Origin of the sequence: Stutzerimonas decontaminans, assembly GCF_000661915.1 — a bacterium.
Taxonomy (GTDB): Bacteria; Pseudomonadota; Gammaproteobacteria; order Pseudomonadales; family Pseudomonadaceae; genus Stutzerimonas; species Stutzerimonas decontaminans.
The window spans coordinates 4,532,641-4,557,355 of the sequence record NZ_CP007509.1; the positions used below are offsets into that span (position 1 = coordinate 4,532,641).

A 24,715-nucleotide genomic window follows, 5' to 3' on the forward strand; every position below is an offset into this window, starting at 1 on the left:
TTAGAGGTCCCAGTTACCGATGTCGGCGTTGAGGTCGCTGCCGCCGGGCTTGCCGTCGGCGCCGAAGGAGTACAGGTCGAACTGGCCCTGGGTACCTGGCGACAGGTACTGGTAGTCGTTACCCCAAGGGTCCTTGGGCAGGCGCTTGAGATAACCGTCGCGGTTCCAGTTCTTCGGTTGCGGATTGCCGGAAGGCTTTTTCACCAGCGCATCCAGGCCCTGCTGGGTGCTGGGGTAGGTGAAGTTGTCCAGCTTGTACATATCCAGCGCAGCGCCGATGGCCTTGATGTCGCCTTTGGCCACGGTGACCTTGGCCTGATCCGGCCGGCTCATCACCTGCGGCACCACCAGCGCGGCAAGGATGCCGAGGATGACCACCACCACCATAATTTCGATGAGGGTGAAGCCCCCTTGCGTGCGTCGTTGCAACTTCATTGTCGTTACCCCACCAGTTGGTTGAGAGAAAGGATCGGCATCAGGATCGCCAGCACGATGACCAGCACTACAGCCCCCATGAACACCAGCATGAACGGTTCGAACAGGCCGACCAGCAATGACACCTGGGCGGCAAGGTCGTTCTCCTGATTGCGCGCGGTTCGCGCCAGCATCTGATCCAGTTCACCGGATTTCTCGCCGCTGGCGATCATGTGCAGCATCATCGGCGGAAATTCGCCGGTGGCGTCGAGGGCGCGGGTCAGGCTGCTGCCCTCGCGCACCTTCTGCGCGGCCTCGACCACCCGCTCACGGATGCGCAGGTTGGCGATCACCGCGGCAGCGATGGACAGCGCCTCCACCAGCGGCACGCCACTCTTGGTCAGGATCGCCAGGGTCGAGGCGAAGCGCGCGGTATTGGTCGCCCGGCTCAGGCGGCCGATCAGCGGTATCCGCAGAATGAACGCATGCCAGCGCAGGCGTACGGCCGGGTCGCGCAATGCCGCCCGCATGGCCAGGAACGCGGCGATGATGCCGAGCACGATCAGCCAGCCCCAGTTCTTCACCACATCGCTGGTAGCGATCAAGCCGCGGGTCAGCGCCGGCAATTCCTGGCCGGTGTTGACGAACACCTTGACCACGTCCGGCACCACGTAGCCCAGCAGCAGCACGACGATGGCCAGCGAGGCGACCATCAGGATCACCGGATAGAGCAGCGCCAGCTGGATCTTCTGCCGCGACTGCTGGCGCTGGTCGGTGTAGTCGGCAAGCTGGTCGAGCACCAGCCCGAGATGGCCGGCGTGCTCTCCGGCCGCCACGGTGGCGCGGTAGAGTTCGGGAAAGGCCGACGGATATTCGCGCAGCGCCGCGGCAAGGCTGTGGCCCTCCATCACCCGCGCACGCACGGCCAGCAGCATCGACTTGATCTTCGCCGAGGTGGACTGCGCCGCCGCCGCGCGCAGGGCCTCCTCGATCGGCAGCGCGGCCTGCACCAGCGTCGCCAGCTGGCGGGTGACCAATGCCAGATCGCGCGCCGACAGCCCGCGGCCGAAGCTGAAACCGCCACGGCTGACGTCTTCCTTGGACTTGGCCTGCTTCACCTCCAGCGGCGCCCACTGCTTCTCTCGCAGCAGCTGCCGCGCCTGACGCGGGCTGTCGGCCTCGATCAGGCCTTTCTGCTCACGGCCACGCGGGTCGAGGGCAAGATATTCGAAGGCAGCCATCAGGCGGTCTCCAACATGGGCGATTCGCGGTCACGGCCGCTCCCACCTGAACTGCCTGGGTGCATGGAAGTGGCCCTGGCCGCGAATGGCGCCATGACGCACCACCTGCCGCTCCGCAGCTGCCTCACCAGGCGAGCCGGAAACAACCTCATCCCCTCATTCCTCACGCGTCACCCGCAGCACTTCCTCGATGGTGGTCACGCCTTCGCGCACCTTGCGCAGGCCGTCGTCGCGGATGCTCGGCCCCAGTACCCGCGCGTGACGCAGCATGTCCTGCTCGCTGGCGCGGGTGTGCACCATGGTGCGCAAGGCATCGTCGAACAGCACCAATTCGTAAATGCCGGTACGCCCGCGGTAACCGAGCCCGCGACACTGCTCGCAGCCTTCGGCGTGATACAGCGTGGGTGCGTTGTCCGGACTCACACCGAGCAGCGCGCACTCGGCGGCATCGGCGACGTAGGCACGTTTGCAGTCATTGCACAGCACCCGCACGAGGCGCTGGGCCAGCACACCGAGCAGCGAGGAGGAAATCAGGAACGGCTCGACGCCCATGTCCACCAGGCGCGTGACGGCGCCGATGGCGCTGTTGGTGTGCAGCGTGGAGAGCACCAAGTGGCCGGTCAACGAGGCCTGCACCGCCATGTCGGCGGTTTCCTGATCGCGGATCTCGCCGACCATCACCACGTCGGGGTCTTGGCGCAGGATGGCGCGCAGGCCGCGGGCGAAGGTCATGTCGACCTTGGTGTTGACCTGCGTCTGGCCGATGCCTTCGAGGTGGTATTCGATGGGGTCCTCGACGGTGAGGATATTGCGCGTGCGGTCATTGAGCGTGGTCAGCGCAGCATATAGCGTGGTGGTCTTGCCCGAGCCGGTAGGGCCGGTGACCAGAATGATGCCGTGGGGCTTCTTCACCGCCTGTTCCAGGTGGTCGCGGTCCTGCTCGTTCATGCCCAGGTGGCGCAGGGTCAGGCGCCCGGCCTGCTTGTCGAGCAGACGCAACACCACCCGCTCACCATTGGCCGAAGGCAAGGTGGAAACGCGGATGTCCACCTCGCGCCCGCCGACCCGCAGCGAGATGCGCCCGTCCTGCGGGATGCGCTTCTCGGCGATATCCAGCTTGGCCATGACCTTGATCCGTGAGACCAGCAGCGCTGCCAGCTCGCGCTTTGGCTGCACCACTTCACGGAGGATGCCGTCAACGCGAAAGCGGATCACCAGGCGCTTCTCGAAGGTTTCGATATGGATATCCGAGGCGTTCTCGGCGATCGCCTCGCCGAGAATGGCGTTGATCAGGCGGATGATCGGCGCGTCGTCCTCCTGCTCCAGCAGGTCCTCGGTTTCCTGGATCTGGTCGGCCAGGCTGGCCAGGTCGAGGTCGTTGCCCAGCCCCTCGACCATCAGCATCGCCGCCGAGGAATCATGCTGATAGGCCGCGCCAAGCGCCTGTTCGAAATCCGCCTGCGGCAGCCATTGCATCGGCAAGCGCATACCGACCACCCGCTGCGCCTCCTGCACCGCAGTCAGCGCGGCACCTTCGCGCAGGCCCAGACGCAGCTCACTGCCGCGCTCCAGCAGGATCACGCCGTGCCGCCGCGCAAAGGCGAACGGCAGACGGCGCTGGGCCGGCTGTTCGAGCAGCGTGGTGACTTCGTTTACATCGAGTTCGGACATCGTGCAGCTCCACCAGCGATACGCAGCGACCCGACGTCACTGCGTTCGAAACACTCCAATCGGGTCCAACCAGCCTAGTTGGACTACAAGGATTGGATGACATTTCAACGGGCGCGCGTTTTTCCTGCATATCGACTTAACCCGACACCAAGGTCGGAGGCGCTTGGCACCGCTGACGAATACCCCGTCAATGGCGCGTCATTCATGATGCGGCCGTGTCGTGTGCCTGGCGCGGACGACTTGGACGTACGCAGAGCCAAACAGGACGCAATCTGCAGCGAAGCGCGGAAAACAGGCAGTCATCCTGCGACCGGCGCGTCAAATACAATCGTTTGATTGAAACAGTTGTTTGATTTTTTCAAGGCTTGCAGAATGCCGCGCCGGGCGATCCGTTTTTGCGCTTCGCCCGGCTGGCTTCACCTGTTCCATACCCCGTCCGCCAGAGCAGCGGGCGGGTGAAAAGCACGTCGGTGCGCGGTCCGCCGCAGCACCGGTCATGATCACGCAGGAGAACAACAACAATGCACATCGGTGTTCCTCTCGAAACCCACTCCGGGGAAACGCGCGTCGCCGCGACCCCGGAAACCGTCAAGAAACTGATCGGCCAAGGGCACCGGGTGACGCTGCAAAGCGGCGCCGGGTTGCTTTCCAGCGTGCCGGACAGCGCCTATGAAGCGGTCGGCGCGACCATCGGCGATGCGGCCGCGGCACTTGCCGCCGAGCTGGTGCTGAAGGTCAATGCGCCGGACGAGACCGAACTGGCGCAGATGCAGTCCGGCAGCGTGCTGCTGGGCATGCTCAACCCGTTCGACAATGACTGCATCGCGCGCATGGCTGCCCGCGGTATCACCGCCTTCGCCCTGGAGGCCGCGCCGCGTACGTCCCGTGCACAGAGCCTGGACGTGCTCTCGTCGCAGGCCAACATCGCCGGCTACAAGGCGGTGCTGGTCGGTGCCCATCACTACCCGCGCTTCATGCCGATGCTGATGACCGCCGCCGGTACGGTGAAGGCCGCGCGCGTGCTGATCCTCGGCGCCGGCGTCGCCGGGCTGCAGGCCATCGCCACGGCCAAGCGCCTGGGTGCGGTGGTCGAGGCTTCGGACGTGCGCCCAGCGGTGAAGGAGCAGATCGAATCGCTCGGCGCCAAGTTCGTCGACGTGCCGCTGGAGACCGACGAGGAGCGCGAATGCGCCGAAGGCGTCGGTGGCTATGCGCGGCCGATGCCGGCCTCGTGGATGGCGCGTCAGGCGCAGGCGGTGCACGAGCGCGCGCTGCAGTCGGACATCGTCATCACCACCGCGCTGATCCCTGGCCGCAACGCGCCGACGCTGCTGCAGGAAGCCACCGTCGAGCAGATGAAGCCCGGCTCAGTGATCGTCGACCTGGCGGCCGGCCATGGCGGCAACTGCCCGCTGACCGAGATCGATCAGGTGGTGGTGCGCCACGGTGTGACCATCGTCGGCCAAGCCAACCTGGCGACGCTGGTGCCGGCCGACGCCTCGGCGCTGTACGCCCGCAACCTGCTGGATTTCCTCAAGCTGGTCATCGACAAGGACGGCCAGTTCCAGCTCAACCTCGAAGACGACATCGTCGCCGCGTGCCTGATGTGCCGCGACGGCCAGGTCGTGCGGACCAACGGTTAAGGGAGACGCGAACATGGATCTGATTTCAGACGGCATCTACAACCTGATCATCTTCGTGCTGGCGATCTACGTCGGCTACCACGTGGTCTGGAACGTCACCCCGGCTCTGCATACGCCGCTGATGGCGGTCACCAACGCGATCTCGGCGATCGTCATCGTCGGCGCCATGCTGGCCGCCGCGCTGACCGTCACCCCGCTGGGCAAAGCGATGGGCACCCTGGCCGTGGCGCTGGCCGCGGTCAACGTGTTCGGGGGCTTCCTGGTCACCCGTCGCATGCTGGAAATGTTTAAGAAGAAGGACCGCAGCGCGGCCAAGGCGGAGGGCAAGTAAGCCATGAGCATGAACCTGATCACCCTGCTCTATCTGGTTGCCTCGGTGTGCTTCATCCAGGCACTGAAGGGCTTGTCCCACCCCACCACCTCACGTCGCGGCAACCTGTTCGGCATGATTGGCATGGGCCTGGCCGTACTGACCACGGTCGGCCTGATCTTCAAGCTCGGCAGCGAGCTGGCCACCGCCGGCATCGGCTACGTGATCGTCGGCCTGCTGATCGGCGGCAGCGTCGGCACCGTCATGGCCAAGCGCGTCGAGATGACCAAGATGCCCGAGCTGGTCGCCTTCATGCACAGCATGATCGGCCTGGCCGCGGTATTCATCGCGATTGCCGCGGTGGTCGAGCCGCAGTCGCTGGGCATTGTCGAGCACATGGGCTACGCCATTCCGGTGGGCAACCGCCTGGAGCTGTTCCTTGGTGCGGCCATCGGTGCCATCACCTTCTCCGGTTCGGTGATCGCCTTCGGCAAGCTGTCAGGCAAGTACAAGTTCCGCCTGTTCCAGGGCGCCCCGGTGGTATTCAAGGGCCAGCACATGGTCAACCTGGCCGTGGGCCTGGCGATCGTCGGCCTGGGTCTGGTCTACACCTTCACCGGCAACCTGACCGCCTTCGCGATCGTGGTGGCGCTGGCCTTCGTCATCGGCGTGCTGATCATCATCCCCATCGGCGGTGCGGACATGCCGGTAGTGGTGTCGATGCTCAACAGCTACTCGGGCTGGGCGGCCGCCGGTATCGGCTTCTCGCTGAACAACTCGATGCTGATCATCGCGGGCTCACTGGTGGGCTCGAGCGGCGCGATCCTCTCGTACATCATGTGCAAGGCGATGAACCGCTCGTTCTTCAACGTGATCCTCGGCGGCTTCGGTGCCGACGCCGATGCCGGCGGCCCGGCGGGCGCGCAGCTGGAACGCAACGTCAAGTCCGGTTCGGCCGACGACGCCGCCTTCCTGCTAACCAACGCCGACACCGTGATCATCGTTCCCGGCTACGGCTTGGCGGTGGCCCGCGCACAGCACGCGCTGATGGAGCTGGCGGAGAAGCTGACGCACATGGGCGTGACCGTGAAGTACGCGATTCACCCGGTCGCCGGCCGCATGCCGGGACACATGAACGTGCTGCTGGCCGAAGCCGAGGTGCCCTACGAGCAGGTTTTCGAGATGGAGGACATCAACTCCGAGTTCGGCCAGGCCGACGTGGTGCTGGTACTTGGCGCCAACGACGTGGTCAACCCGGCGGCGAAGAACGACCCGAAGTCGCCCATCGCCGGCATGCCGATCCTTGAGGCGTACAAGGCCAAGACAGTCATCGTCAACAAGCGCTCCATGGCCAGCGGCTATGCCGGCCTGGACAACGAGCTGTTCTACATGGACAAAACCATGATGGTCTTCGGCGACGCCAAGAAAGTCGTCGAGGACATGGTCAAGGCCGTGGACTGATCACCTCGCGCCGAAACGAAAAACCCCTCCCGGCCATGCCGCGAGGGGTTTTTCTTTGCCTGTCGAAGGTCAGACGCTGAAGCCGAACACCTCACCCAAGTGCCGGCGATAGCGCTCGACATCCGCCTCGACCTGCGGCCGCTTCATCACGTCTACACAGAGGAAGGTCGGCAGACCCTGCAGGCCGAGAAACTCGTTGGCCTTGTGGAACGGCAGGTAGACCGCATCCACGCCCTTGCCGGCGAAGAAATCACTGGGATCGTCAAAGGCCTGCTGTGGCGCGTTCCAGGTCGCGGAAATCATGTAGCGCTTGCCCTGCAACAGACCGCCGCTGCCGTATTTCTGCGAGGCGTCGGAGCGGGTGCGGCCGTCGTTGGCGTAGAGGCTGCCGTGGCCGGCGGTGAACACCTCGTCGAGGTACTTCTTCACCGTCCAGGGTGCGCCCATCCACCAGCCGGGCATCTGATAGATCAGCGCATCGGCCCAGAGGATTTTCTCCACCTCCTGCTGCACGTCGTAGCCAGCATCGATCTCGGTGGTACGGACCTCGAAGCCGGCCGCCGTCAAAGTTTCGTTGGCTGCCTGATGCAGCGTGGCGTTGTACTGGCCGGCCGAGTGGGCGAAGGCCTTGCCGCCGTTGAGTAGCAGAATCTTCTTCATGGGAATGCCTCAGCAACAGAATGGCGCGCAGCTTAGCCACCCCTGCGCACCGCTCCCAGACCGTAACGGGCAAATGATCTTTGCGCTGCAGTCACGAATCCGCCGCTGATTGGCTTCGAGTCAGCTCGCTTTTGCGACCGCTGTTGTTTCTGGTCGCGACGCATAGCGCTGCGCCAGTACCGCGCAGACCATCAGCTGAATCTGGTGGAACAGCATCAACGGCAGGATCAGCGTGCCCAGCGCACCGCCGGCGAACAGCACCTGCGCCATGGGGATGCCGGTGGCCAGGCTCTTCTTCGAGCCGGCGAAGAGAATGGTGATGCGGTCCTCCAGGTCGAAGCCCAGCCAGCGCGCCGCCAGCCAGGTGATCAGCAGGGCCAACGCGAGTAGCAGACAGCAGGCCAGCACCAGCCCCAGCAGCTGCGGCAGCGGCACCTGCTGCCAGATGCCCTCGACCACCGCATGGCTGAACGCGGTGTAGACCACCAGCAGGATAGAGCTCTGGTCGACGTTCTTTAGCCAGCCCTTGTTGCGCGCCACCCAGTCGCCAATCCAGCGCCGCGCGATCTGTCCGGCGATGAACGGCAGCAGCAGCTGCACGACGATCTTGCCGATAGCATCCAGCGTCGAGCCGCCTTCGCCCTGCGCGCCCATCAGCAGCAGTACCAGCAGCGGCGTGAGGAAGATGCCGATCAGGCTGGAAGCCGCCGCGCTGCATACCGCCGCCGGGATATTGCCGCGCGCCAGGGAGGTGAAGGCGATGGCCGACTGCACCGTGGCCGGCAGGGCGCAGAGATAGAGGATCCCGAGATACAGCTCCGGCCCGATCATCGGCGTCAGCACCGGACGCAACGCCAGGCCGAGCAGCGGGAACAGCACGAAGGTGCAGCTGAATACAAGCAGATGCAGGCGCCAATGGCCCATGCCGGCGAGGATCGCAGTGCCGGACAGCTTGGCGCCGTGCATGAAGAACAGCAGGCCGATGGCCAGGTTGGTGATCCACTCGAACACCACCACGCCCTGCCCGCGCGCCGGCAGCAGCGTGGCAATGGCCACCGCGCCGAGCAGGGCGAGGGTGAAATTGTCCGGTAGCAGGCGGGGTCTGGCCATGGGCGCTCCTGATGCGTGTGGCTTGCAGCGAATGGCTCAGGAGTCTACTGTCGGCGCGAACATCCGACTAACGCTATCAGCCACACAAATGTCGAGAAAAGGACAGGCCAGCCTCGCCCAACGCAGCATTCCGGTCATGGATGCGCTGCCCCGACCGCTGTTCGCCCGCAGCGAATCCCTCGCCGAACGGACCATCACACCCCGCCACAGCCACCCCTGGGCGCAGCTGTCCTACGCCATCAGCGGCGTGTTGCGCGTGCATACCGAGCGCGGGCGCTTCCTCGCTCCGCCGCAGCGCGCCATCCTGATTCCGCCGGGCCTGCTGCACGAGGTGATCAGCTCGCCGCAGACCGAGATGCGCAGCCTGTACATCGACCAGCGCGCCGTGGCCTGGGCGCCCGAGCATTGCCAGGTGCTCGCAGTCAGCCCACTGCTGCGCGAGCTGATCCGCGCCTTTGGCGCGCTGCCGGCGGAGTATGACGAGCAAGGTGCCGAAGGCCGCCTGGCAGCGGTGCTGCTGGACCAGCTGCGGGCGGCGCCGGCAATTGGCTATTCCCTGCCCTGGCCCGGGGATGCCCGGCTTCGTCAGCTGTGCGAAGCGCTCTATGAGCAACCCGATCTTCCGCTCAGCCTTAAGCAATGGAGTGAGCGCCTGCAGGTCTCGGAGAAAACGCTGACGCGCCAGTACCAGCGTGACACCGGCCTCAGCTTCCGCGCCTGGCGCCAGCGCCTGCGCCTGCTCAGCGCGCTCCCTCTGCTGGAGCAGGGCCAGCCGGTAACCGACGTCGCGCTGGCCTGCGGCTACGAATCCACCTCGGCGTTCATCGCGGCCTTCGGCCAACAGTTCGGCACCACACCGGGCGCTCTGGCGCGCACACCGGGCCGATAGGAACAGCAGCCAAAACAGTTGGCGCATTCGCGACCAATACAGTTTCATCCATTCTGGAACTGCACCGGCACAATCGAGAATCCCTGTGGCTGTTGCACTTGGCTGACGCGCGCGATCCTGTACTCCCATAACCCGTACCCGGTCACACCGGGAAGGAGCGCGGCATGGACCGCACGCTGTCTCGTCCGTACGTCGCCACCCGCGCCCGCCGCAACTGGCTACAGCTGCTGCAAGTGTTGCAGCGCTGGCAGCGCAACTACCGTACCCGGCAGCAACTGGCGCAACTTGACGACCGCCAGCTGGCGGATGTCGGCATCAGCCATAGCGACCGCGCGGCGGAACTGGACAAGCCGTTCTGGCGCTGAGGCGTCCTTCCGCGCCTACTCATTCGAGCCTATGCTGCGTGCTGCAAGGCCGCAGCATCGGGAACGACGCACCCATGGCGCGGTCTAGAGCCTCATCACTGGAGATCTGCCATGTCCCGAATCCTGCTCCCCTTCTTCGCTGCCGGCCTGCTGCTGAGCGGCGCTGCCTCGGCAGCCAGTTTCACCGCCACCACCGACATGGTGGTCGGCGGCCTGATCAATACCGTGGATGCCACCTCGGACCTCACCTCGTCCCTGCGCGACGACAAGCTGGTGCTCGACGCCCGTGACGATGCCGCGCGCTTCGTTGCCAGCCGTGGTGATCTGCGCGGCGCCCATCTCGAGGCGGCGCTGCAGCACATTCGCAGCCAGCAACCACAATTGCAGGCCAGCGACCTGCAGCTGGCCGAGGCGATACTCGCCCTTTGATGAGCCTGGCAGCGGACGCTGCCGAAACCTGCGGATGCAACCGGGCACTGGCTCTGCAGCAGGTGTTTCGCTAGCCTTGGCGCCGTTTTACTCGGCAACAGGGTTCACATGCGTTCGTTTTCCATCGCCATTCTGCTTATCGCTTTCACCGCCGGCTCAGCGTACGCCCTCGATGTCACCACCGCAGGCGTCGTGCAGACCAGCTACGTCAGCAGCCAACTGACCAGCGCCCCCTTCGACAACAAGCTGATCGCCGAGGCCCGCGACGACGCGGCCGGCTTCGTCGCCAGCGAAGGCCAGCTCGCAGCGGCTCGCCTGCAGGCGGCCATGGCGCGGCTGCGCCAGGAACACCCGGAGCTCGCCGCCAGCGACCTGGAACTGGCCGAAGCGATCCTCGTCCAATAATCGCACCGGCTGCCGGTGCCCCGACCCGTGAGAAATTCATCCATGCACAAGCTTTTGCTCGCCGCCCCGCTGGCGCTGGCCATTGCCGCGGGCACAGCCCAGGCGCAGACCCTCGTCGCCACCAGCAACATCGTGGTACGCGCGCTGGACCGCAGCATCAACTTCACCTCCGATGTCACCAGCCGCATCAGTGACATGAAGGTCGTCGTCGAAGCGCGTGAAGACGCCGCCAGCTTCGTCGCCAGCGCTGGCGAAATCCGCGGTGCCCATCTGGAGGCCGCGATCGGCACCCTGCGCAGCGAATTCCCCGCAGCGCGCAATGCCAGCGACCTGCAACTGGCCGAAGCCATCCTCGCCCTGTGACCCGCCTCGGTGCGTGGCTGCTGGCGAGCTGCCTGAGCCTGGCCAGCATCGCGGCTCATGCCGAGCTGCGCCTGGTTCTCGACTCACGCACGCTGAACGCCGAGCAACGCGCCGCCAGCCAGGCGCTGCTGGACGAAGCCATGGCCGCCCTGCCCCCGCGCCTGGTGCAGAGTCTCGATCGCGAGGTGCGCGTGCAATGGCGCGACAACCTGCCGGACCAGGCCTATGGCCGCGCCGGCGGCAAGCGCCTGGAGCTCAACCGCCGCCTGCTGCCGGCGCTTACCGACGGCAGCGCTGCCGAGCAGAAGACCAATCGCCCCCACGGGACGGTGCGCCGCGAGCTGCTCGCCACCGTCATTCACGAAGTGGCGCATCTCTATGACCGCGCGCGCCTGTGGTCGCCCAGTCAGCACCTGCTGCAGGGCCAGTGCCGTCAGCGCGCCAGCCACCTCGGGCAGGTCGGCCTGCCGGATCACTGCCGGGGACAGATCGACCGCCGCTTCACCCTCAGCGATGAGCCGCGCCTGCTCGATCTGGCCGGCTGGCCGCAACGGGTCGGCAAGCGCGGCCTGCGCGAACAGGACAACGCCCACCTTGCACGCAGCCCAGATCCGTACGAGCTGACCAGCCCGCTGGAATTCGTCGCGGTGAACCTCGAGTACTTCCTGCTCGACCCCAGCTACGCCTGCCGGCGCCCGTCCCTGCACCGCTACTTCAGCGAACACTTCGGCTGGGCACCGGATACCGCTGCCGATTGCACCGAGGACTACCCATTCCTGAATGCTGGTCGCGAGTTCGGCCGCACGCCACTGCTGAGCCTCGATCCGTCGCGCGTCTACGAGGTCGACTACCTGTTCGCCGAAGCAAACGATGCCTGGGTCAGCCGCTGGGGCCACAGCATGCTGCGCCTGGTGATCTGCGCCCCCGGACGCGAACCCGGTCCCGATTGCCGGCTGGATCTGGATCACCACCTGGTATTGTCTTTCCGCGCCTTCGTCGACGATGTGCAGCTGTCGAGTTGGGACGGCCTCACCGGCGTCTATCCCTCTCGCCTGTTCATCCTGCCGTTGGGCCAGGTGATCGACGAATACACCAAGGTGGAGCTGCGCGGGCTGGCTTCGGTGCCGCTGAAACTGCAGCGCGAGGAGATTCGCGCACTGGTCGAGCGCAGTGCCGAACTGCACTGGAGCTACGACGGCGACTACTATTTCCTGTCCAACAACTGCGCGGTGGAAACCCTGAAACTGCTGCGCAGCGGCACGGCGCGCAGCGATCTGGTCGCACTGGACAGCATCATGCCCAACGGGCTGCTGGAAGTGCTGATCCACCGCGGCCTGGCCGACGCCAGCGTGCTCGACGATCCCCGCGAGGCGCTGCGCCTGGGCTACCACTTCGACTCCTACCGCGACCGCTACCAGGCCATGTTCGCCGTGCTCAAGGAACGCCTGGGTCTGCCGCAGGAAAGCGTGGAACAGTGGCTGGAACTCGACGCCGTCGAGCGCCAGCCATGGATCGACCACGCCGACCTGCGCGCCTCTGCCGCCCTGCTGCTAGTCGAACAGGCCGCGCTGCGCCGCCAGCTACTCCTCGCCCAGGACGAACTGAAGAACCGCTACCTCGGCGGCCGCGGTCGGGATGCCACGTTGAACAAAGCCGACGGCGCCCTGCAGGAAATCCTCGCCAACAGCGGCTACCTCAGCCGCCCCGCCGAACTGCTCGACGGCCAAGGCTACGGCCTGCCACAGCCCAGCGAATGGACCCGCCTGGAACGCGAAAGCGAACAACGCCAGCTGCGCCTGAATCAACTGAGCGAAGAGCTGGACCAGGAAGTGCGCGTGCTGCTGGGGGACGAGCGGCGGGAGGAGCTCGAAGCGATCGAAGTGAACCTGGCGCAGATCGGCGAGCATCTGCGTGGACTGCATAAGGCTGGGGGTGGGTTGGAGTTGCCGTGACAAGTTACGTTTCGGTAGTAATCCGATTAGCCAAATAACTCAATTGCAGTAATCGGACACCTACCTCTTGCGTCGGGTACGAGGGTTGACTCACACGTCCAATCCCCGCTCTCGCTCCAGGTCGAGCAAACGTGTAGTCGGGCCATTGGGTTGCAGACGTTCGGTGACGATCTGTGGCCAGCGGTTACGGGAACGCCGCTTGGCAATGTTGTATGTGAACTCCTGCAACCAGTTCATCGGAAAGAAGAGCAAGTGTCCCAAGTAAAGTACCGCATCCGTCCATTCCAAGTAGTTCTTGCCCTCGTTGGCTTCTTTTTTCTCGGCAATCCTTTGCCGCCGGTAGGCAAGAAACCCGGTGGGGTTGGTATGGGCAGAAAGCATTTTCTTGACGTAGGCGTCGGACGCGCTGTGCTGGCCGTCTTCATCGAACCAAGGACCATTGTCCATATAGGCACGTAGCCATTCCCAAAAACCCTTCTGCATTTGAAGAGTTTTACCCATTGGTAAACCGAGGCTTACCAGCAAGGCAGTATCGGGCTCACCGAGGCGGCGTACGAGGATTTCCAGTGAGGCATTTCGCATACCCCCGGTATGTGGACCAACCATAACGAACTCGCCTGCCAGCGCCTGTATACTGTCCCAGGGGCTGTGGTACAGCTTGCCGTTGTGATCGAAATAGACTTCTCGGGTGCGGCGGTTGAAGAGTATCGGTAAGGGGAGTGGACGGCGGGTTTCCCATAAGAAGACTGGTAGGACAATACTGATGGTCAATAAGAGTGTAAAAAGTGCATCACTAATATCTCCCTGTAATGCGAATACCAAGGAGAACATAATCATCACTAATCCGCCGGTTCCTCCTACTGCCCCGGTGAGCATTCCTCGATCAGTATCCCCGCCGGGCTTCAGTGCTAGGTAATGCTCGGTATGTTCATCGGTAACGAACATCTCCCAAGGCTTTTCACCAGTGGGTTCATTGGCGCGCAACAGCAAATTCGGGGCCTGCCCGAAGCGATTACGGGCTTGCTGGATTAGGTCACTTACAGCCATGCAAGCTCCTTGATTTCTATGGGGGGGAGAGTCAGTCCCTCGACGGGTGAATAGCTCAGCTCACCGCGAATGGCGTCGAGCTTGTCACCGTTCTCTTCGTGATAAACGCGGCGGTAGACAGCCACGCCAGGTTCGGGTTTGACCCGTGTGCCGCCGTGGTGATCGAAGTCCTTCCCGCTCCATTCCACGGCCTTGCGTGTGCCGCCCAAGCCGAAGAAGCTGCCCCAGGTTTCGTGCCCTTTGAAATGGATCATGTCATCAGTCAGCGCACTCTTGCCTGGCAGCCTTAGCAAGACGTAGGTGGTGGTTTGCATGCCACGATATGGATTCAATTCGTTGAGACGGTAAGCCTCGAAACTGATGGGGAATACTACCTTGTAAAACTCGGTCATAGACTTTTCGTAACTGTTCGACCAGTCGGCAGGCCGGGTGCCGAATCGGGTACGTTTAACCCAGGTTTCAAGAGGTGTGTCCTGAGTATATTGGCGAGCAATTACTCCGCCGACGATCAGGATGGTCCACCCCAGAGCGCGGGCGGCCAGGTGTGGCGCCACGCTAACGCCGCGGCCTATGACGGCAGCCTCGCCAGCGATGACTGCGGCGCGTGCGGCACGTATGGCTCGGAAGCTCTGCACGTAAAGGCGCAAGTTGGCGGCGGAGGCCAGGGTCAACCCGACATTGATGGCTGTGGTGTCCAAGTCGCCTGCTTGGTAGCTCTCTAGCGCTTCGATGCCATAGACCAATACGTCGAAGCCAGAGGTCACCGATTGTAGGATCGATGCTTTAGCGCCTACGCCCAGTGCATCAGCCAAAGCTTTCTGCGAAGCGATGTGCGTGGCCCCATTGAGCTTGACTGCTGTTTCCCAGTCGACTTCAGCAACTTTTTGTAGGGTTGCGAAAACAGCAGAAGAAATACCGAACGCGCTACCCATTGCGTTTATGAAGCGTTTGATATTCCGCTCCTGATAAAACTCTTTGCCTGCCCAAACAAAATTCACCCCCGCCACAAGTGCTACCAGGCACTTGATGGGGGCTTTTTCTAGTGTCCTTTTGCCAAGATCAAGCATTCCCTTGAGGTTTACATCCGGCGCCATGGATGTAGGCAAGGGCGGCAAGTCCTTGGCTGGTAGCAGGCGGAAGAACGGCAGTGCCTCGCTGACTGCAACACTGAGTTGTGTGGGTTTTAGACGGGCTGGCAGGTTAGGGCGTGTGCCCATCAGATCGCTCATCCATTCGCCGAGTTGCCGCTGGCTGACGGCCTCGATAGCCAGGCGCTGCTGGCTTCGCGCCAGAGCTGCGGCGAGGTAGAGGCGCCCGGCGGCCTTGGAGCCGTTGTCGGCTTTCTGCAGGCCCAAGCCGACGATGGGAGCGAGCGCTGTGAACAGGGCTTCCAGTGGCGAACCCAGAATATGTCGGCCCAGTTTATCGGCTGCCTGGTTCAGCAATTGCGCCAGTTTGTGTGCTTCGCTCAGCGCGCTTGCGCCGTTGTCTCTTGCGCCGTCAGCCAGCCCTACCAGGGAATTGATTTCGCCGACACCGAGGCGTTTGCCCAAACCCAGTAACGCCCAAACCAACCATGGTTTGCCCTCTTGCTGCTGGAGTGTCAGAGCATCGGTTATGGCCTTGGCTCCGGGACCTGTTGTCGCCGGGCCGAGGCAGGCTGCAGCGAAGTGGAGTTCCAACTCTGCACGTGGATCCGGTTGGGTGATGTCGAAATGGCCACAGGCAGTATCTAGGCTGGCAGGGCCGCGCTGCGCTAGGGTATTTAGCCAGGCTGACCAGAGCTCGCTGAGGCGGCGCACATCGGCGCTGTATTCTTCCTCCTCTTGCGTTTGCTGCTGCCAGGTAGTTTGTAGCAGGCGGTAATCAGTGATGCTGCGCAGTTGGCCGCCGATTTGCGGGTCGCCTTCTGCCAGAGATTTGAGCACGCCTGCCATTGCCCAATCTTCACCGTGCACTTCCCGGGTGACTTTGAACGCCTGCTGACGAGCGCGAAGCAGCTTGGCCAGATCCAGCAGTACGCCCCACGGGTCGTCGATCAAGGCATAGGCTTGTTGCTCGCAGCGCTGCATGTCGTCGAGCAGCTTTGGCCATGCCGGGCGGTGACTGGTAGAGGGCTCGCAACTCCAGCCATACCAGTTGGCGTCCATGTAGTCGCCGATACGTTCGTGAATCGTGCGGGCTTGACCGCTGAAAGGTGCTGCTCCAGGGGTGATGGTGCGCATCACGCGCTGACGTACATCCTCTTTTCCCTTGGCTGATTTGAACTGGCTATCGCTCCACTGGCGAGGCGACCACGCCAGCATGGCCGGTGTTGCAGCGGGAAGGAGTAAATAGGGCAGGCTACGCCCGTCGATGACTTTGCCGCCGCGAGCTGTTTGGGTAAAAACGGCCGCGCTGACACGGTATTCGACCAATTGTTTTAGGCCGCTCTGCCAGACGTACAGCCAGCCATCGCGTAACAGGCGGGCGGTGTAGTTCAGCGGACGGCCCTTGAGTGGCTCGAAGTAATCGCCTATTGCAGGAAAGTCTCCCTGTACAGCTGGCAAGCCATAGGCGCTGGTATCCACTGTCAGGGTCGGGCCGAGCGCATAGCGTAGCGGGAGTACAGCACTGAGCAGGGGGCATCCAGCGACCGTCAAGCTGGATGGGGCGGGAGTTTGGGCAGTCATAGAAGAGCCTCCTGTGCCGTGTCGTCCTGTTCGGCAAGTGCTTCCAGCAGTCGCCAGTCGAGCGTCATTTGCGCGGCGAGATCTAATTCGGCTGGCGCGCCTTCTTTCTCGGGCTGTTCGTTTTGCCAGGCACAGAAGATTGTGCCTTCGTGATGAAGCCAGATGCGTGAGATACGGTGCCAGAATCCCACCGGCCATTGCCCTTCGCGCTGCCATGCCTGATACAGAGGCCGGGCGTCACCCAGGCGTAGCCAGAGTTCGCGATGTTCTGGGGTAAAGATGCGCAGGCGGCGCTGCAGTATGTGCTGCAGATCGTCCATCGAAGCATCGCTTTCCAGCCAGAGACCATCCTTGATTTCGGTTCCGTGTCGCCAGGCGTCATAGGCCATGCTGCCAACCGGAGCATCCAGCAAAATCGGGCCAGCGTCCGCTATGGGTTCATAGGCCGTACCGAGCAATAACGGTCTTGGTTGATGGCTAGGGAAGCACTGATAAAGCCACGCCGTCGCACTCTCGTAACGAGCTCCGTCGAGCAGAATGGCACCGTTTCCATTGGGCATTGGGGCGCTCATGCCTTATCTCCCTTTGATGCCTTAGCGGCTTCGCACACTTCACATACGCCAGCTCGGGTGCTGCGAAACAGCATGTTTTGTTTTATCAGGGCTTCCAGTGGAATTCCCGGCATATCTGCATCCGCTGCCTTCACCTGCCCCGGCAATATCGGCGCCGCGGCCGATCCCTTTCCCGGACTTCCACCCGAGTTCATCCTGATCAAAGGCCCGACCATGGTGATGCCGCTGGCATCGAGTTTGATAAAACTGCCACCAGCCTTGAAGGTCAGCTCGCTGCCGGCTTCGAGCACCACTTTGAGGCCGCTGGAAAGGTGGATTTCATTACCCGCCTCGATGAACTGGCCGGTGCCGATCTTCAGGTGCTGGCTGTTGCCCACGGTGAGGTGGTCGTTGGCGCGGATTTCTGTCTTGCGGTCGGCGTGGGTGGTGCGGTGTTCTTCGGCGCGGAATTCGCTGTAGCTGTTGGCTTCGACGGTGTCGTGGCGCTCGTGGCCGACGCGGATCTTCTGGTCGTGCTCGATGCTCTCGTCCCAGTCGCGCTGGGCGTGGAGGTAGATCTGTTCGGCGCCCTTACGGTCTTCGATGCGCAGTTCGTTGTAGCCGCCACCACCCGGGCTGCTCAGGGTCTTGAACACCGTGCGGGTCTTGTCCGCCGGCAGGTCGTAGGGGACCTGATGCTCCTTGTGGTACAGGCAGCCGGTCACCAGCGGTTGATCGGGATCGCCTTCGAGGAAGGTCACCAGCACTTCCATGCCGACCCGCGGGATGGCGATGCCGCCGTAGCGGTCGCCGGCCCAGCTGGAGCTGACGCGCAGCCAGCAACTGGTCTTGTCATCGGCCTGGGCTTCGCGGTCCCAGTGGAACTGGACTTTTACGCGGCCGTACTCGTCGCAGTGGATTTCTTCGCCGACGGGGCCGGTGACCACGGCGGTCTGGCTGCCGAGCACCTTCGGTTTCGGATGGCAAAGCGTCGGGCGGAAAGGGATATCCCAGGGCGTGGCGCTGAAGCGGTTGCGGTAGCCCTGGACGAAGCCGTCACCGCTATCGACAGGACTGGTGACGGACTCCTCCAACACCTGCGGCTGCTTGCCTTCGTGCAGCACTTCGGTAAGTAGCCAGAGCTGGTTCCAGTCGCTGCGCGTGTGTTCGGTGAGCGGGAGGAAGTGCCCGCTCGCCAGCCGCGGCTGATCGCTTTCGCCTTCGGCCAGCTCGTAGTCGTGGCGATGGCGTTCCAGGGCGCGTTGCGACAGGTGCTTGCCGCGGGCGCGCTCGGTGAAGCGGCCGGGGTAGTCATAGTCCTCGAGAGCGGGCTGGAAGTCGCTGTGGAAAGCGGCCTCCATGCTCAGGCGTGGCTTCTCAAAATCGTAGTCGCGGCGCATAACGCGGCTGGGGCGGGTTTCCAGACGCAGGCCGAAGCGCTTGATCACCGGCTGGTCGGCGACCAGTCCGCTGTCCTGCTGATAGGCGGTGGCAGCGAGCCTGGGGAAGACGGTCTGGTCATCGCCGAAGACCAGGGCATGACCGGCCGCGCTGTGCCTGAAGTGATAGTGAATGCCCTCTTCCTCGCACAGGCGCTGGATGAAGTGCAGGTCCGATTCGTCGTACTGCACGCAGTATTCGCGCGGCGGGTAGATCACCGGGCCGAGCTGGAAACGGTAGGCATCGGCCTGGATGCCGTGTTCCTCGAGCACCCGGGCGATGATCTGCGGCACCGTCAGGTGCTGGAAGATGCGCTGGTTGGTGCGATGGGTAAGGTAGGCCAACTGCGGCACGAGCGTGAGACAGTAGCGGGTCAGGCGCTGGCCGGATTCACCCTGGGCGGCCTGATGCACCAGCCCGTGGATGCCGCTGCCATCCGGCGCGAAGGCAAGAAAGGCCGGGCGATGCAGCAGGCTTTCCAGATCCAGGTCGGGGCGCTCGCTGACCAGTTCCAGGTCGAAGCGATAGGGCTGGCTGATGGCTTCACGGCCCCGGAATTCGAGCACCTTGAAGTCGTGCTCGATGCCTTCGAGGGAAAGTGTGAAGTGGGCCTGGTTGGCTGGGGCGAACATCCATGTTCCTCCTGTTCAGTCCATGTATCAGCGCATGGGCGCTTGCGGAGCCCCGTGTAACACAGGCCGGCCGCTCTAGAACGCATGGCTCGCGCATTCCAGAGTGACGATGGCGGAATATGTTCAGTGCTTCGCAAAAAGCGTTCGGCCAGGCGAGCCTGGCCGAAGCGGGACCGCGGCGAATCAGCCGGCGATCGGGGTGCGCCAGTCGTCGGAGCCGGAGGTGCCGGAAACCTCGTGGGTCCAGACGATCTTGCGGTAGGTGAAGTACACGTCTTCCAGATGAGTGAAATGGGACATGTTCGGGTCCTGGCAGTTGGGCATGCGCGACTGCACATCGACGATCACCGCATCTTCCAACTCGATGGTGAAGTAGTGTTCCTGGGTGCCGGTGGACGAGGTGCGGTACCACTCCAGACGGCACTTGTTCAGGCGCTCGCCGGAAGTCAGGGCGTTGAAGATCAGCGGCGACGACTTGTCGAACACCTTGGTAATCATCAGTGGCTTGTGCACACGCTGGCCTGTCGGCTGGCCGGACTGCGGGTCACGCGGGATGATGACCTGATGCTGAAAGGCCTGCACCAGGATCTGGTCCTCATGGCCTTCCTGGAAGATGTTGCCAACCGAGTCCTCGGTGAAGGTGCCGGCGGTGATCAGGCCTTGCTTGGTGCCTTCGAGGGACAGATACGCGGGTGTTGGCATGGGTGCTCTCCTTGTCTGATATGAGTGCCGAATGGCCATCTCATAACAACAAGCAGCGTGCCAGATAAGAAAACCTCTTATTTTTCAAATAGATATGAAATTAACAGCATGCAGCCCGACTAGCAGAAGTGATCGCTAACACAGAAAGCTGCGCAAGTTCCTGCGCAGCCGCGGCAACAAGTTGCGCAACACTGCCGCAACTCGCGGCTGATCGCACTGCGAACAGCTTACCCACAAGGTTATCCACAGAACGCCTGCGCAAGAAACTGCGCAGGTCATTGTCGCTGTCGCGGCGCCCACGCCACTTTTCTGCAGGCAAAAAAAACCTCGAACTTCATTGGGGGAGGGGGAAGTTCGAGGTCCAAATCCGGACCGCTAGGGCGGGGTCCAGAGATCTGCCAACACTTAACACAACAAGGAGCATCAAAGGGCTTTTACACCCTTCGCATGCTCTGACCGGATGGTTGCAGCGGAAGTTCAACTCGGGCGAAAAAAATTTCGTCGACTAGCGACATTTTTCGGCAGCCCGGTCAGTGCGCCTCGTCCCAGTTGTTGCCAACGCCCGCTTCGACCAGCAGCGGCACGTCCAGCTGGGCGGCACCGCTCATCAGCGGGCAGATGGCTTCGCGGACCTGCTCGACCAGGTCTTCGCGCACTTCCAGCACCAATTCATCGTGGACCTGCAGGATCACCCGCGTGTCCAGCCCGCTGTCCTGCAGCCAGCCGTCCACGGCGATCATGGCGCGCTTGATGATGTCCGCTGCGGTGCCCTGCATCGGCGCGTTGATCGCGGTGCGCTCGGCGCCCTTGCGCATGGCGCCGTTCTTCGAATTGATCTCGGGCAGGTATAGGCGCCGGCCGAACAGCGTTTCGACATAGCCCTGCTCGGCGGCCTGGGTGCGGGTGCGCTCCATATAGGCGAGCACGCCGGGGTAGCGGGCGAAATAGCGGTCGATGTACTCCTGCGCTTCCTTGCGGCCGACGTCGATCTGCTTGGCCAGGCCAAACGCGCTCATGCCATAGATCAGGCCGAAGTTGATCGCCTTGGCACTGCGGCGCTGGTCATTGCTGACCTGCTCCAGCGGCACGCCGAACACCTCGGCAGCGGTGGCGCGGTGCACGTCCAGGTCGTTCTGGAAGGCATGCAAGAGGCCGGCGTCCTGCGCCAGATGCGCCATGATGCGCAGCTCGATCTGCGAGTAGTCCGCCGCCAGCAGCTTGTAGCCCGGCGCTGCGACGAAGGCCTGGCGAATGCGCCGGCCCTCGGCGGTGCGGATCGGGATGTTCTGCAGGTTCGGGTCCGAGGAGGACAGCCGCCCGGTGGCGGTCACCGCCTGGTGGTAGCTGGTGTGAATGCGCCCGGTGCGCGGATTGATCTGCTGCGGCAGCTTGTCGGTGTAGGTGCCCTTGAGCTTGCTCAAGCTGCGATGCTGCATGATCACCTTCGGCAGCGGGTAATCCTGCTCGGCCAGTTCGGCCAGCACGCTTTCCGCGGTGGACGGCTGGCCGCCGGCGGTCTTGGAAATCACCGGGCAACCGAGCTTGTCATAGAGGATCGCGCAGAGCTGCTTGGGCGAGCCGAGGTTGAATTCCTCACCGGCGATCTCGAACGCCTCGCGTTCCAGTTGCACCAGCTTGTCGCCCAGCTCGACGCTCTGCTGGCCGAGCAGCTGAGCATCGACCAGCGCGCCGTTGCGCTCGATGCGCGCCAGCACCGGCACCAGCGGCATCTCGATCTCGGTCAACACCCTGAGCAGCGATGGCGTCTGTTCCAGCTTGCCAAGCAACGTCTGGTGCAGGCGCAGGGTGACATCGGCGTCCTCGGCGGCGTAGGGGCCGGCCTGCTCGATGGCGATCTGGTCGAAGGTCAGCTGCTTGGCGCCCTTGCCGGCGATGTCCTCAAAACGGATGGTGCCGCGGCCGAGGTACTTGAGCGCCAGGCTGTCCATGTCGTGGCGGGTGGCGGTGGCGTCCAGCACATAGGACTCGAGCATGGTGTCGAAGGTCATGCCGCGCATCTCGATGCCGTAATGCATCAGCACGTTCATGTCGTATTTGCCGTGCTGGCAGATCTTGGTCTTCGCCGGATCCTCCAGCAACGGCTTGAGCACGGCGAGGACGGCATCCAGCTCAAGCTGCTGCGGCACGCCCATGTAGGAATGACGCAGCGGCACATAGGCCGCCTGGCCCGGCTCGACGGCGAACGACACGCCAACCAGCTCGGCGCGCTGGGCATCGATGCTGGTGGTTTCGGTATCGAAGGCGAAGCATTCGGCTGTCTTCAGTCGATCCAACCAACGCTCGAAATCGGCCTGCTCAAGGAGTGTTTCGTACTGTGCCTCGGCCTGGATCGAGCAACCTTCGGGCTGCACCTCGCAGTTCTCGCCCGCGGCCTTGGCCTCGCGCAGCAGGTCGTCCAGCCAGTTCTTGAATTCCAGTTCGCGGTACAGCGCGATCAGCGCTTCGCGGTGCGGCTCGCCGGGCATCAGGTCGCCGACCTCGACGTCCAGCGGCACGTCGATCTTGATGGTCGCCAGCTCGTAGGACATGAAGGCGGCGTCGCGGTGTTCGGCGAGCTTGGCGCCCAGTGACTTGGCGCCGCGGATCGGCAGGCCGGCGACCTGGTCGAGGTTGTCGTAAAGCCCCTTGAGGCCGCCCGGGATGCCGTTGAGCAGGCCACAGGCAGTCTTTTCACCGACGCCTGGCACGCCAGGAATGTTGTCGACCTTGTCGCCCATCAGCGCGAGGAAATCGATGATCAGCTCCGGGCCAACGCCGAACTTGGTCTTCACGCCTTCGGTGTCATAGACGCTGCCGGTCATGGTGTTGACTAGGGTGACGTGGGGGCAGACCAGCTGGGCCATGTCCTTGTCGCCGGTGGAGATCACCACATCACGGCCCAGCGCCGCGCACTGCCGGGCCAGGGTGCCGATGACGTCGTCGGCCTCGACCCCTTCCACGCACAGCAGCGGCATGCCGAGGGCACGGACGCTGGCATGCAGCGGCTCGACCTGCGAGCGCAGATCATCCGGCATCGGCGGGCGGTGCGACTTGTAGTTCTCGAACAGCGCGTCGCGAAAGGTCGGCCCCTTGGCGTCGAAAACCACGGCGAACGGGCTGTCCGGATACTGCCTGCGCAGGCTGAGCAGCATGTTCAGCACGCCCTTGACCGCGCCGGTCGGCTTGCCGGTGGAGGTGGTCAATGGAGGCAGGGCATGAAAGGCGCGATAGAGGTAGGACGAACCGTCCACCAGGATGAGGGGAGCTTGGCTCATGAGCGGAATCAACCTTTTCGGCGGGCCCGGAGCTAGAATGCCAAGGACCACTTATCGACAAAGGGACAAGGTTACCATGCGCGCTCTCAAACACCTGATGCTGGCCAGCCTGCTGGCGTGCGCTCCCCTGGCCGGTTTCGCCCAGGAATCGGTCGACGGCGAGCCCGACGTAACCATCCGTCAGGAGGGCGACCGTACCGTCGAGGAATACCGCGTCAACGGCTTCCTCTACGCCGTGAAAGTCACGCCGAAGCATGGCAAACCGTACTTCCTGGTGCGCGCAGACGGCAACGACGGCAACTTCGTCCGTTCCGACCAGCCGGACATGCTGATCCCCTCCTGGAAGATCTTCAGCTGGTAAGCCATCAACCGCCGGGAGGACAGCATGTCGGTATTCACGCCCCTGCAGCGCGATGAACTGGAGGCCTTTCTGGCGCCGTACCGGCTCGGCCGGCTGCGCGACTTTCAGGGCATCGTCGCAGGCAGCGAGAACAGCAATTTTTTCGTCAGCCTCGAACAGGGCGAATACGTCCTGACCCTGATCGAGCGCGGTCCGCGCCAGGATCTGCCGTTCTTCATCGAGCTGCTCGACGTGCTGCACCGCGCCGGCCTGCCGGTGCCCTACGCGCTGCGCAGCGAGGATGGCGACGCACTGCGCGAACTGGCGGAGAAGCCCGCGTTGCTGCAACCGCGCCTGCCGGGCAAGCATGTGGTGGAGCCCAATCCACACCAATGCGCCGAAGTCGGCCGGCTGCTGGCGCGGCTGCACCTGGCCACCCGCGAACACATCCTCGAGCGCGCCAGCGACCGCGGCCTGGACTGGATGCAGGAACAGGGGCCAAGCCTGGCACTGAGTCTGCCCGAAGACCAGCTGCCGTTGTTGCGCGATGGCCTGGCGGAAATCGCCGAGCTACGGCCGAAACTGCTCGCCCTGCCCCGCGCCAACCTGCATGCCGATCTGTTCCGCGACAACGTGCTCTTCGAAGGCAGCCACCTGACCGGCGTGATCGACTTCTACAACGCCTGCTCCGGGCCGATGCTCTACGACCTGGCTATCGCCGTGAACGACTGGTGCTCGCACCCCAATGGCGAGATCGACGGTGAACGCAGCGAACCCTTGCTGGCGGCCTACTCCGCACTGCGCCGCTTCACCCCGGCCGAAGCCGAACTCTGGCAGCCGATGCTGCGCGTGGCCTGCGTGCGCTTCTGGCTATCCCGGCTGATCGCGGCGCAGCGTCACGAAGGCAAGACGGACGTGCAGGTGAAAGATCCCGGCGAATTTCATCGGCTGCTCTCCGCACGCCAGCACCCGCAGAGTGTCTTACCTTTTGCATTCTGACAGCCGCGGCCCTGCGGCCAGAGCGAACGCTGCCGGCCACCCGCGGATGCAATGCACGATCGAGCGCCAGCCTGCGTTCCACGATGGCAGGTAAGATGGCGCACCTTTACCCTGCCGCGTTCACGAGCTCTTGCGAAGCCAGCG

The 24,715-nt window shown here is 63.6% G+C and carries 22 protein-coding genes; 11 read left to right on the top strand and 11 right to left on the bottom strand.

The window, feature by feature from the left end; translation table 11 throughout:
* The 3 genes from gspG to gspE all read right to left on the bottom strand — a co-directional run bounded on the left by gspG (window position 1) and on the right by gspE (window position 3,326).
* Window positions 1–435 carry a type II secretion system major pseudopilin GspG gene (gspG, locus tag UIB01_RS20930; RefSeq protein ID WP_038664842.1) on the bottom strand — a complete coding sequence of 145 codons (435 nt, stop codon included), beginning with the start codon at window positions 433–435 and terminating at the stop codon, window positions 1–3.
* A gap of 5 nt (window positions 436–440) precedes the next feature.
* Window positions 441–1,655: a GspF family T2SS innner membrane protein variant XcpS gene (gene xcpS / locus UIB01_RS20935; RefSeq protein ID WP_038664845.1), complete on the bottom strand. Its 1,215-nt coding sequence runs from the start codon at window positions 1,653–1,655 to the stop codon at window positions 441–443.
* A gap of 156 nt (window positions 1,656–1,811) precedes the next feature.
* Window positions 1,812–3,326, bottom strand: coding sequence for a type II secretion system ATPase GspE (gene gspE / locus UIB01_RS20940; RefSeq protein WP_038664847.1), 1,515 nt, complete (start codon window positions 3,324–3,326; stop codon window positions 1,812–1,814).
* A 521-nt stretch (window positions 3,327–3,847) separates the two neighbouring features.
* Here gspE and UIB01_RS20945 point away from each other — a divergent pair.
* From UIB01_RS20945 to UIB01_RS20955, 3 genes are read left to right on the top strand one after another with little or no spacing between them, the layout of a single operon-like run.
* The gene (locus tag UIB01_RS20945) at window positions 3,848–4,969 is read left to right on the top strand and encodes a Re/Si-specific NAD(P)(+) transhydrogenase subunit alpha (RefSeq protein WP_038664851.1); all 1,122 of its coding nucleotides are present in this window, start codon (window positions 3,848–3,850) and stop codon (window positions 4,967–4,969) included.
* A gap of 13 nt (window positions 4,970–4,982) precedes the next feature.
* Window positions 4,983–5,300, top strand: coding sequence for an NAD(P) transhydrogenase subunit alpha part 2 (locus UIB01_RS20950; RefSeq protein ID WP_003284152.1), 318 nt, complete (start codon window positions 4,983–4,985; stop codon window positions 5,298–5,300).
* Between the two features lie 3 nt (window positions 5,301–5,303).
* Window positions 5,304–6,740 carry an NAD(P)(+) transhydrogenase (Re/Si-specific) subunit beta gene (locus UIB01_RS20955; protein ID WP_038664854.1) on the top strand — a complete coding sequence of 479 codons (1,437 nt, stop codon included), beginning with the start codon at window positions 5,304–5,306 and terminating at the stop codon, window positions 6,738–6,740.
* Window positions 6,741–6,809: 69 nt separating this feature from the next.
* Here UIB01_RS20955 and mdaB read toward each other — a convergent pair whose 3' ends face one another.
* Window positions 6,810–7,400, bottom strand: a complete 591-nt coding sequence (gene mdaB / locus UIB01_RS20960) for an NADPH:quinone oxidoreductase MdaB (protein WP_038664857.1) — start codon at window positions 7,398–7,400, stop codon at window positions 6,810–6,812.
* Between the two features lie 120 nt (window positions 7,401–7,520).
* On the bottom strand, window positions 7,521–8,510 hold the full coding sequence (locus UIB01_RS20965) for a bile acid:sodium symporter family protein (protein WP_038664860.1): 990 nt from the start codon (window positions 8,508–8,510) through the stop codon (window positions 7,521–7,523).
* A gap of 88 nt (window positions 8,511–8,598) precedes the next feature.
* Between UIB01_RS20965 and UIB01_RS20970 the strand changes: the two genes are divergently transcribed.
* The 6 genes from UIB01_RS20970 to UIB01_RS20995 all read left to right on the top strand — a co-directional run bounded on the left by UIB01_RS20970 (window position 8,599) and on the right by UIB01_RS20995 (window position 12,913).
* Window positions 8,599–9,399 (top strand): AraC family transcriptional regulator, encoded by an 801-nt coding sequence (locus tag UIB01_RS20970; protein WP_038664863.1) that lies wholly within the window; start codon window positions 8,599–8,601, stop codon window positions 9,397–9,399.
* 164 nt (window positions 9,400–9,563) lie between these two features.
* Entirely contained in the window at window positions 9,564–9,764 is a 201-nt protein-coding gene (locus UIB01_RS20975) for a DUF1127 domain-containing protein (protein ID WP_038664866.1), read from the top strand.
* A 111-nt stretch (window positions 9,765–9,875) separates the two neighbouring features.
* Window positions 9,876–10,193 (top strand): DUF2388 domain-containing protein, encoded by a 318-nt coding sequence (locus tag UIB01_RS20980; protein WP_038664869.1) that lies wholly within the window; start codon window positions 9,876–9,878, stop codon window positions 10,191–10,193.
* A gap of 108 nt (window positions 10,194–10,301) precedes the next feature.
* Entirely contained in the window at window positions 10,302–10,598 is a 297-nt protein-coding gene (locus UIB01_RS20985; RefSeq protein WP_038664872.1) for a DUF2388 domain-containing protein, read from the top strand.
* A gap of 42 nt (window positions 10,599–10,640) precedes the next feature.
* The gene (locus UIB01_RS20990) at window positions 10,641–10,961 is read left to right on the top strand and encodes a DUF2388 domain-containing protein (RefSeq protein ID WP_038664875.1); all 321 of its coding nucleotides are present in this window, start codon (window positions 10,641–10,643) and stop codon (window positions 10,959–10,961) included.
* Window positions 10,958–12,913 (top strand): DUF7844 domain-containing protein, encoded by a 1,956-nt coding sequence (locus UIB01_RS20995; protein ID WP_038664878.1) that lies wholly within the window; start codon window positions 10,958–10,960, stop codon window positions 12,911–12,913. Before UIB01_RS20990 ends, UIB01_RS20995 begins: the two co-directional genes overlap by 4 nt.
* A 90-nt stretch (window positions 12,914–13,003) precedes the next feature.
* Here UIB01_RS20995 and UIB01_RS21000 read toward each other — a convergent pair whose 3' ends face one another.
* The 6 genes from UIB01_RS21000 to polA all read right to left on the bottom strand — a co-directional run bounded on the left by UIB01_RS21000 (window position 13,004) and on the right by polA (window position 23,232).
* A complete protein-coding gene (locus UIB01_RS21000) occupies window positions 13,004–13,960 on the bottom strand; it encodes a hypothetical protein (protein ID WP_038664881.1) in 957 nt (318 codons plus the stop codon).
* Window positions 13,951–16,632 carry a toxin VasX gene (locus UIB01_RS21005; RefSeq protein WP_038664884.1) on the bottom strand — a complete coding sequence of 894 codons (2,682 nt, stop codon included), beginning with the start codon at window positions 16,630–16,632 and terminating at the stop codon, window positions 13,951–13,953. Before UIB01_RS21005 ends, UIB01_RS21000 begins: the two co-directional genes overlap by 10 nt.
* The gene (locus UIB01_RS21010) at window positions 16,629–17,204 is read right to left on the bottom strand and encodes a DUF4123 domain-containing protein (RefSeq protein WP_230585271.1); all 576 of its coding nucleotides are present in this window, start codon (window positions 17,202–17,204) and stop codon (window positions 16,629–16,631) included. Before UIB01_RS21010 ends, UIB01_RS21005 begins: the two co-directional genes overlap by 4 nt.
* Entirely contained in the window at window positions 17,201–19,255 is a 2,055-nt protein-coding gene (locus tag UIB01_RS21015; protein WP_038664887.1) for a type VI secretion system Vgr family protein, read from the bottom strand. Before UIB01_RS21015 ends, UIB01_RS21010 begins: the two co-directional genes overlap by 4 nt.
* Before the next feature lie 183 nt (window positions 19,256–19,438).
* Window positions 19,439–19,957: an Hcp family type VI secretion system effector gene (locus tag UIB01_RS21020; protein ID WP_003286458.1), complete on the bottom strand. Its 519-nt coding sequence runs from the start codon at window positions 19,955–19,957 to the stop codon at window positions 19,439–19,441.
* Window positions 19,958–20,487: 530 nt separating this feature from the next.
* Window positions 20,488–23,232: a DNA polymerase I gene (gene polA, locus UIB01_RS21025; RefSeq protein WP_038664891.1), complete on the bottom strand. Its 2,745-nt coding sequence runs from the start codon at window positions 23,230–23,232 to the stop codon at window positions 20,488–20,490.
* Between the two features lie 76 nt (window positions 23,233–23,308).
* Between polA and UIB01_RS21030 the strand changes: the two genes are divergently transcribed.
* Window positions 23,309–23,593, top strand: a complete 285-nt coding sequence (locus UIB01_RS21030) for a DUF2782 domain-containing protein (protein WP_003291686.1) — start codon at window positions 23,309–23,311, stop codon at window positions 23,591–23,593.
* A 24-nt stretch (window positions 23,594–23,617) separates the two neighbouring features.
* Window positions 23,618–24,571 carry a homoserine kinase gene (locus tag UIB01_RS21035; protein ID WP_038664895.1) on the top strand — a complete coding sequence of 318 codons (954 nt, stop codon included), beginning with the start codon at window positions 23,618–23,620 and terminating at the stop codon, window positions 24,569–24,571.
* Window positions 24,572–24,715 lie beyond the last annotated feature (144 nt).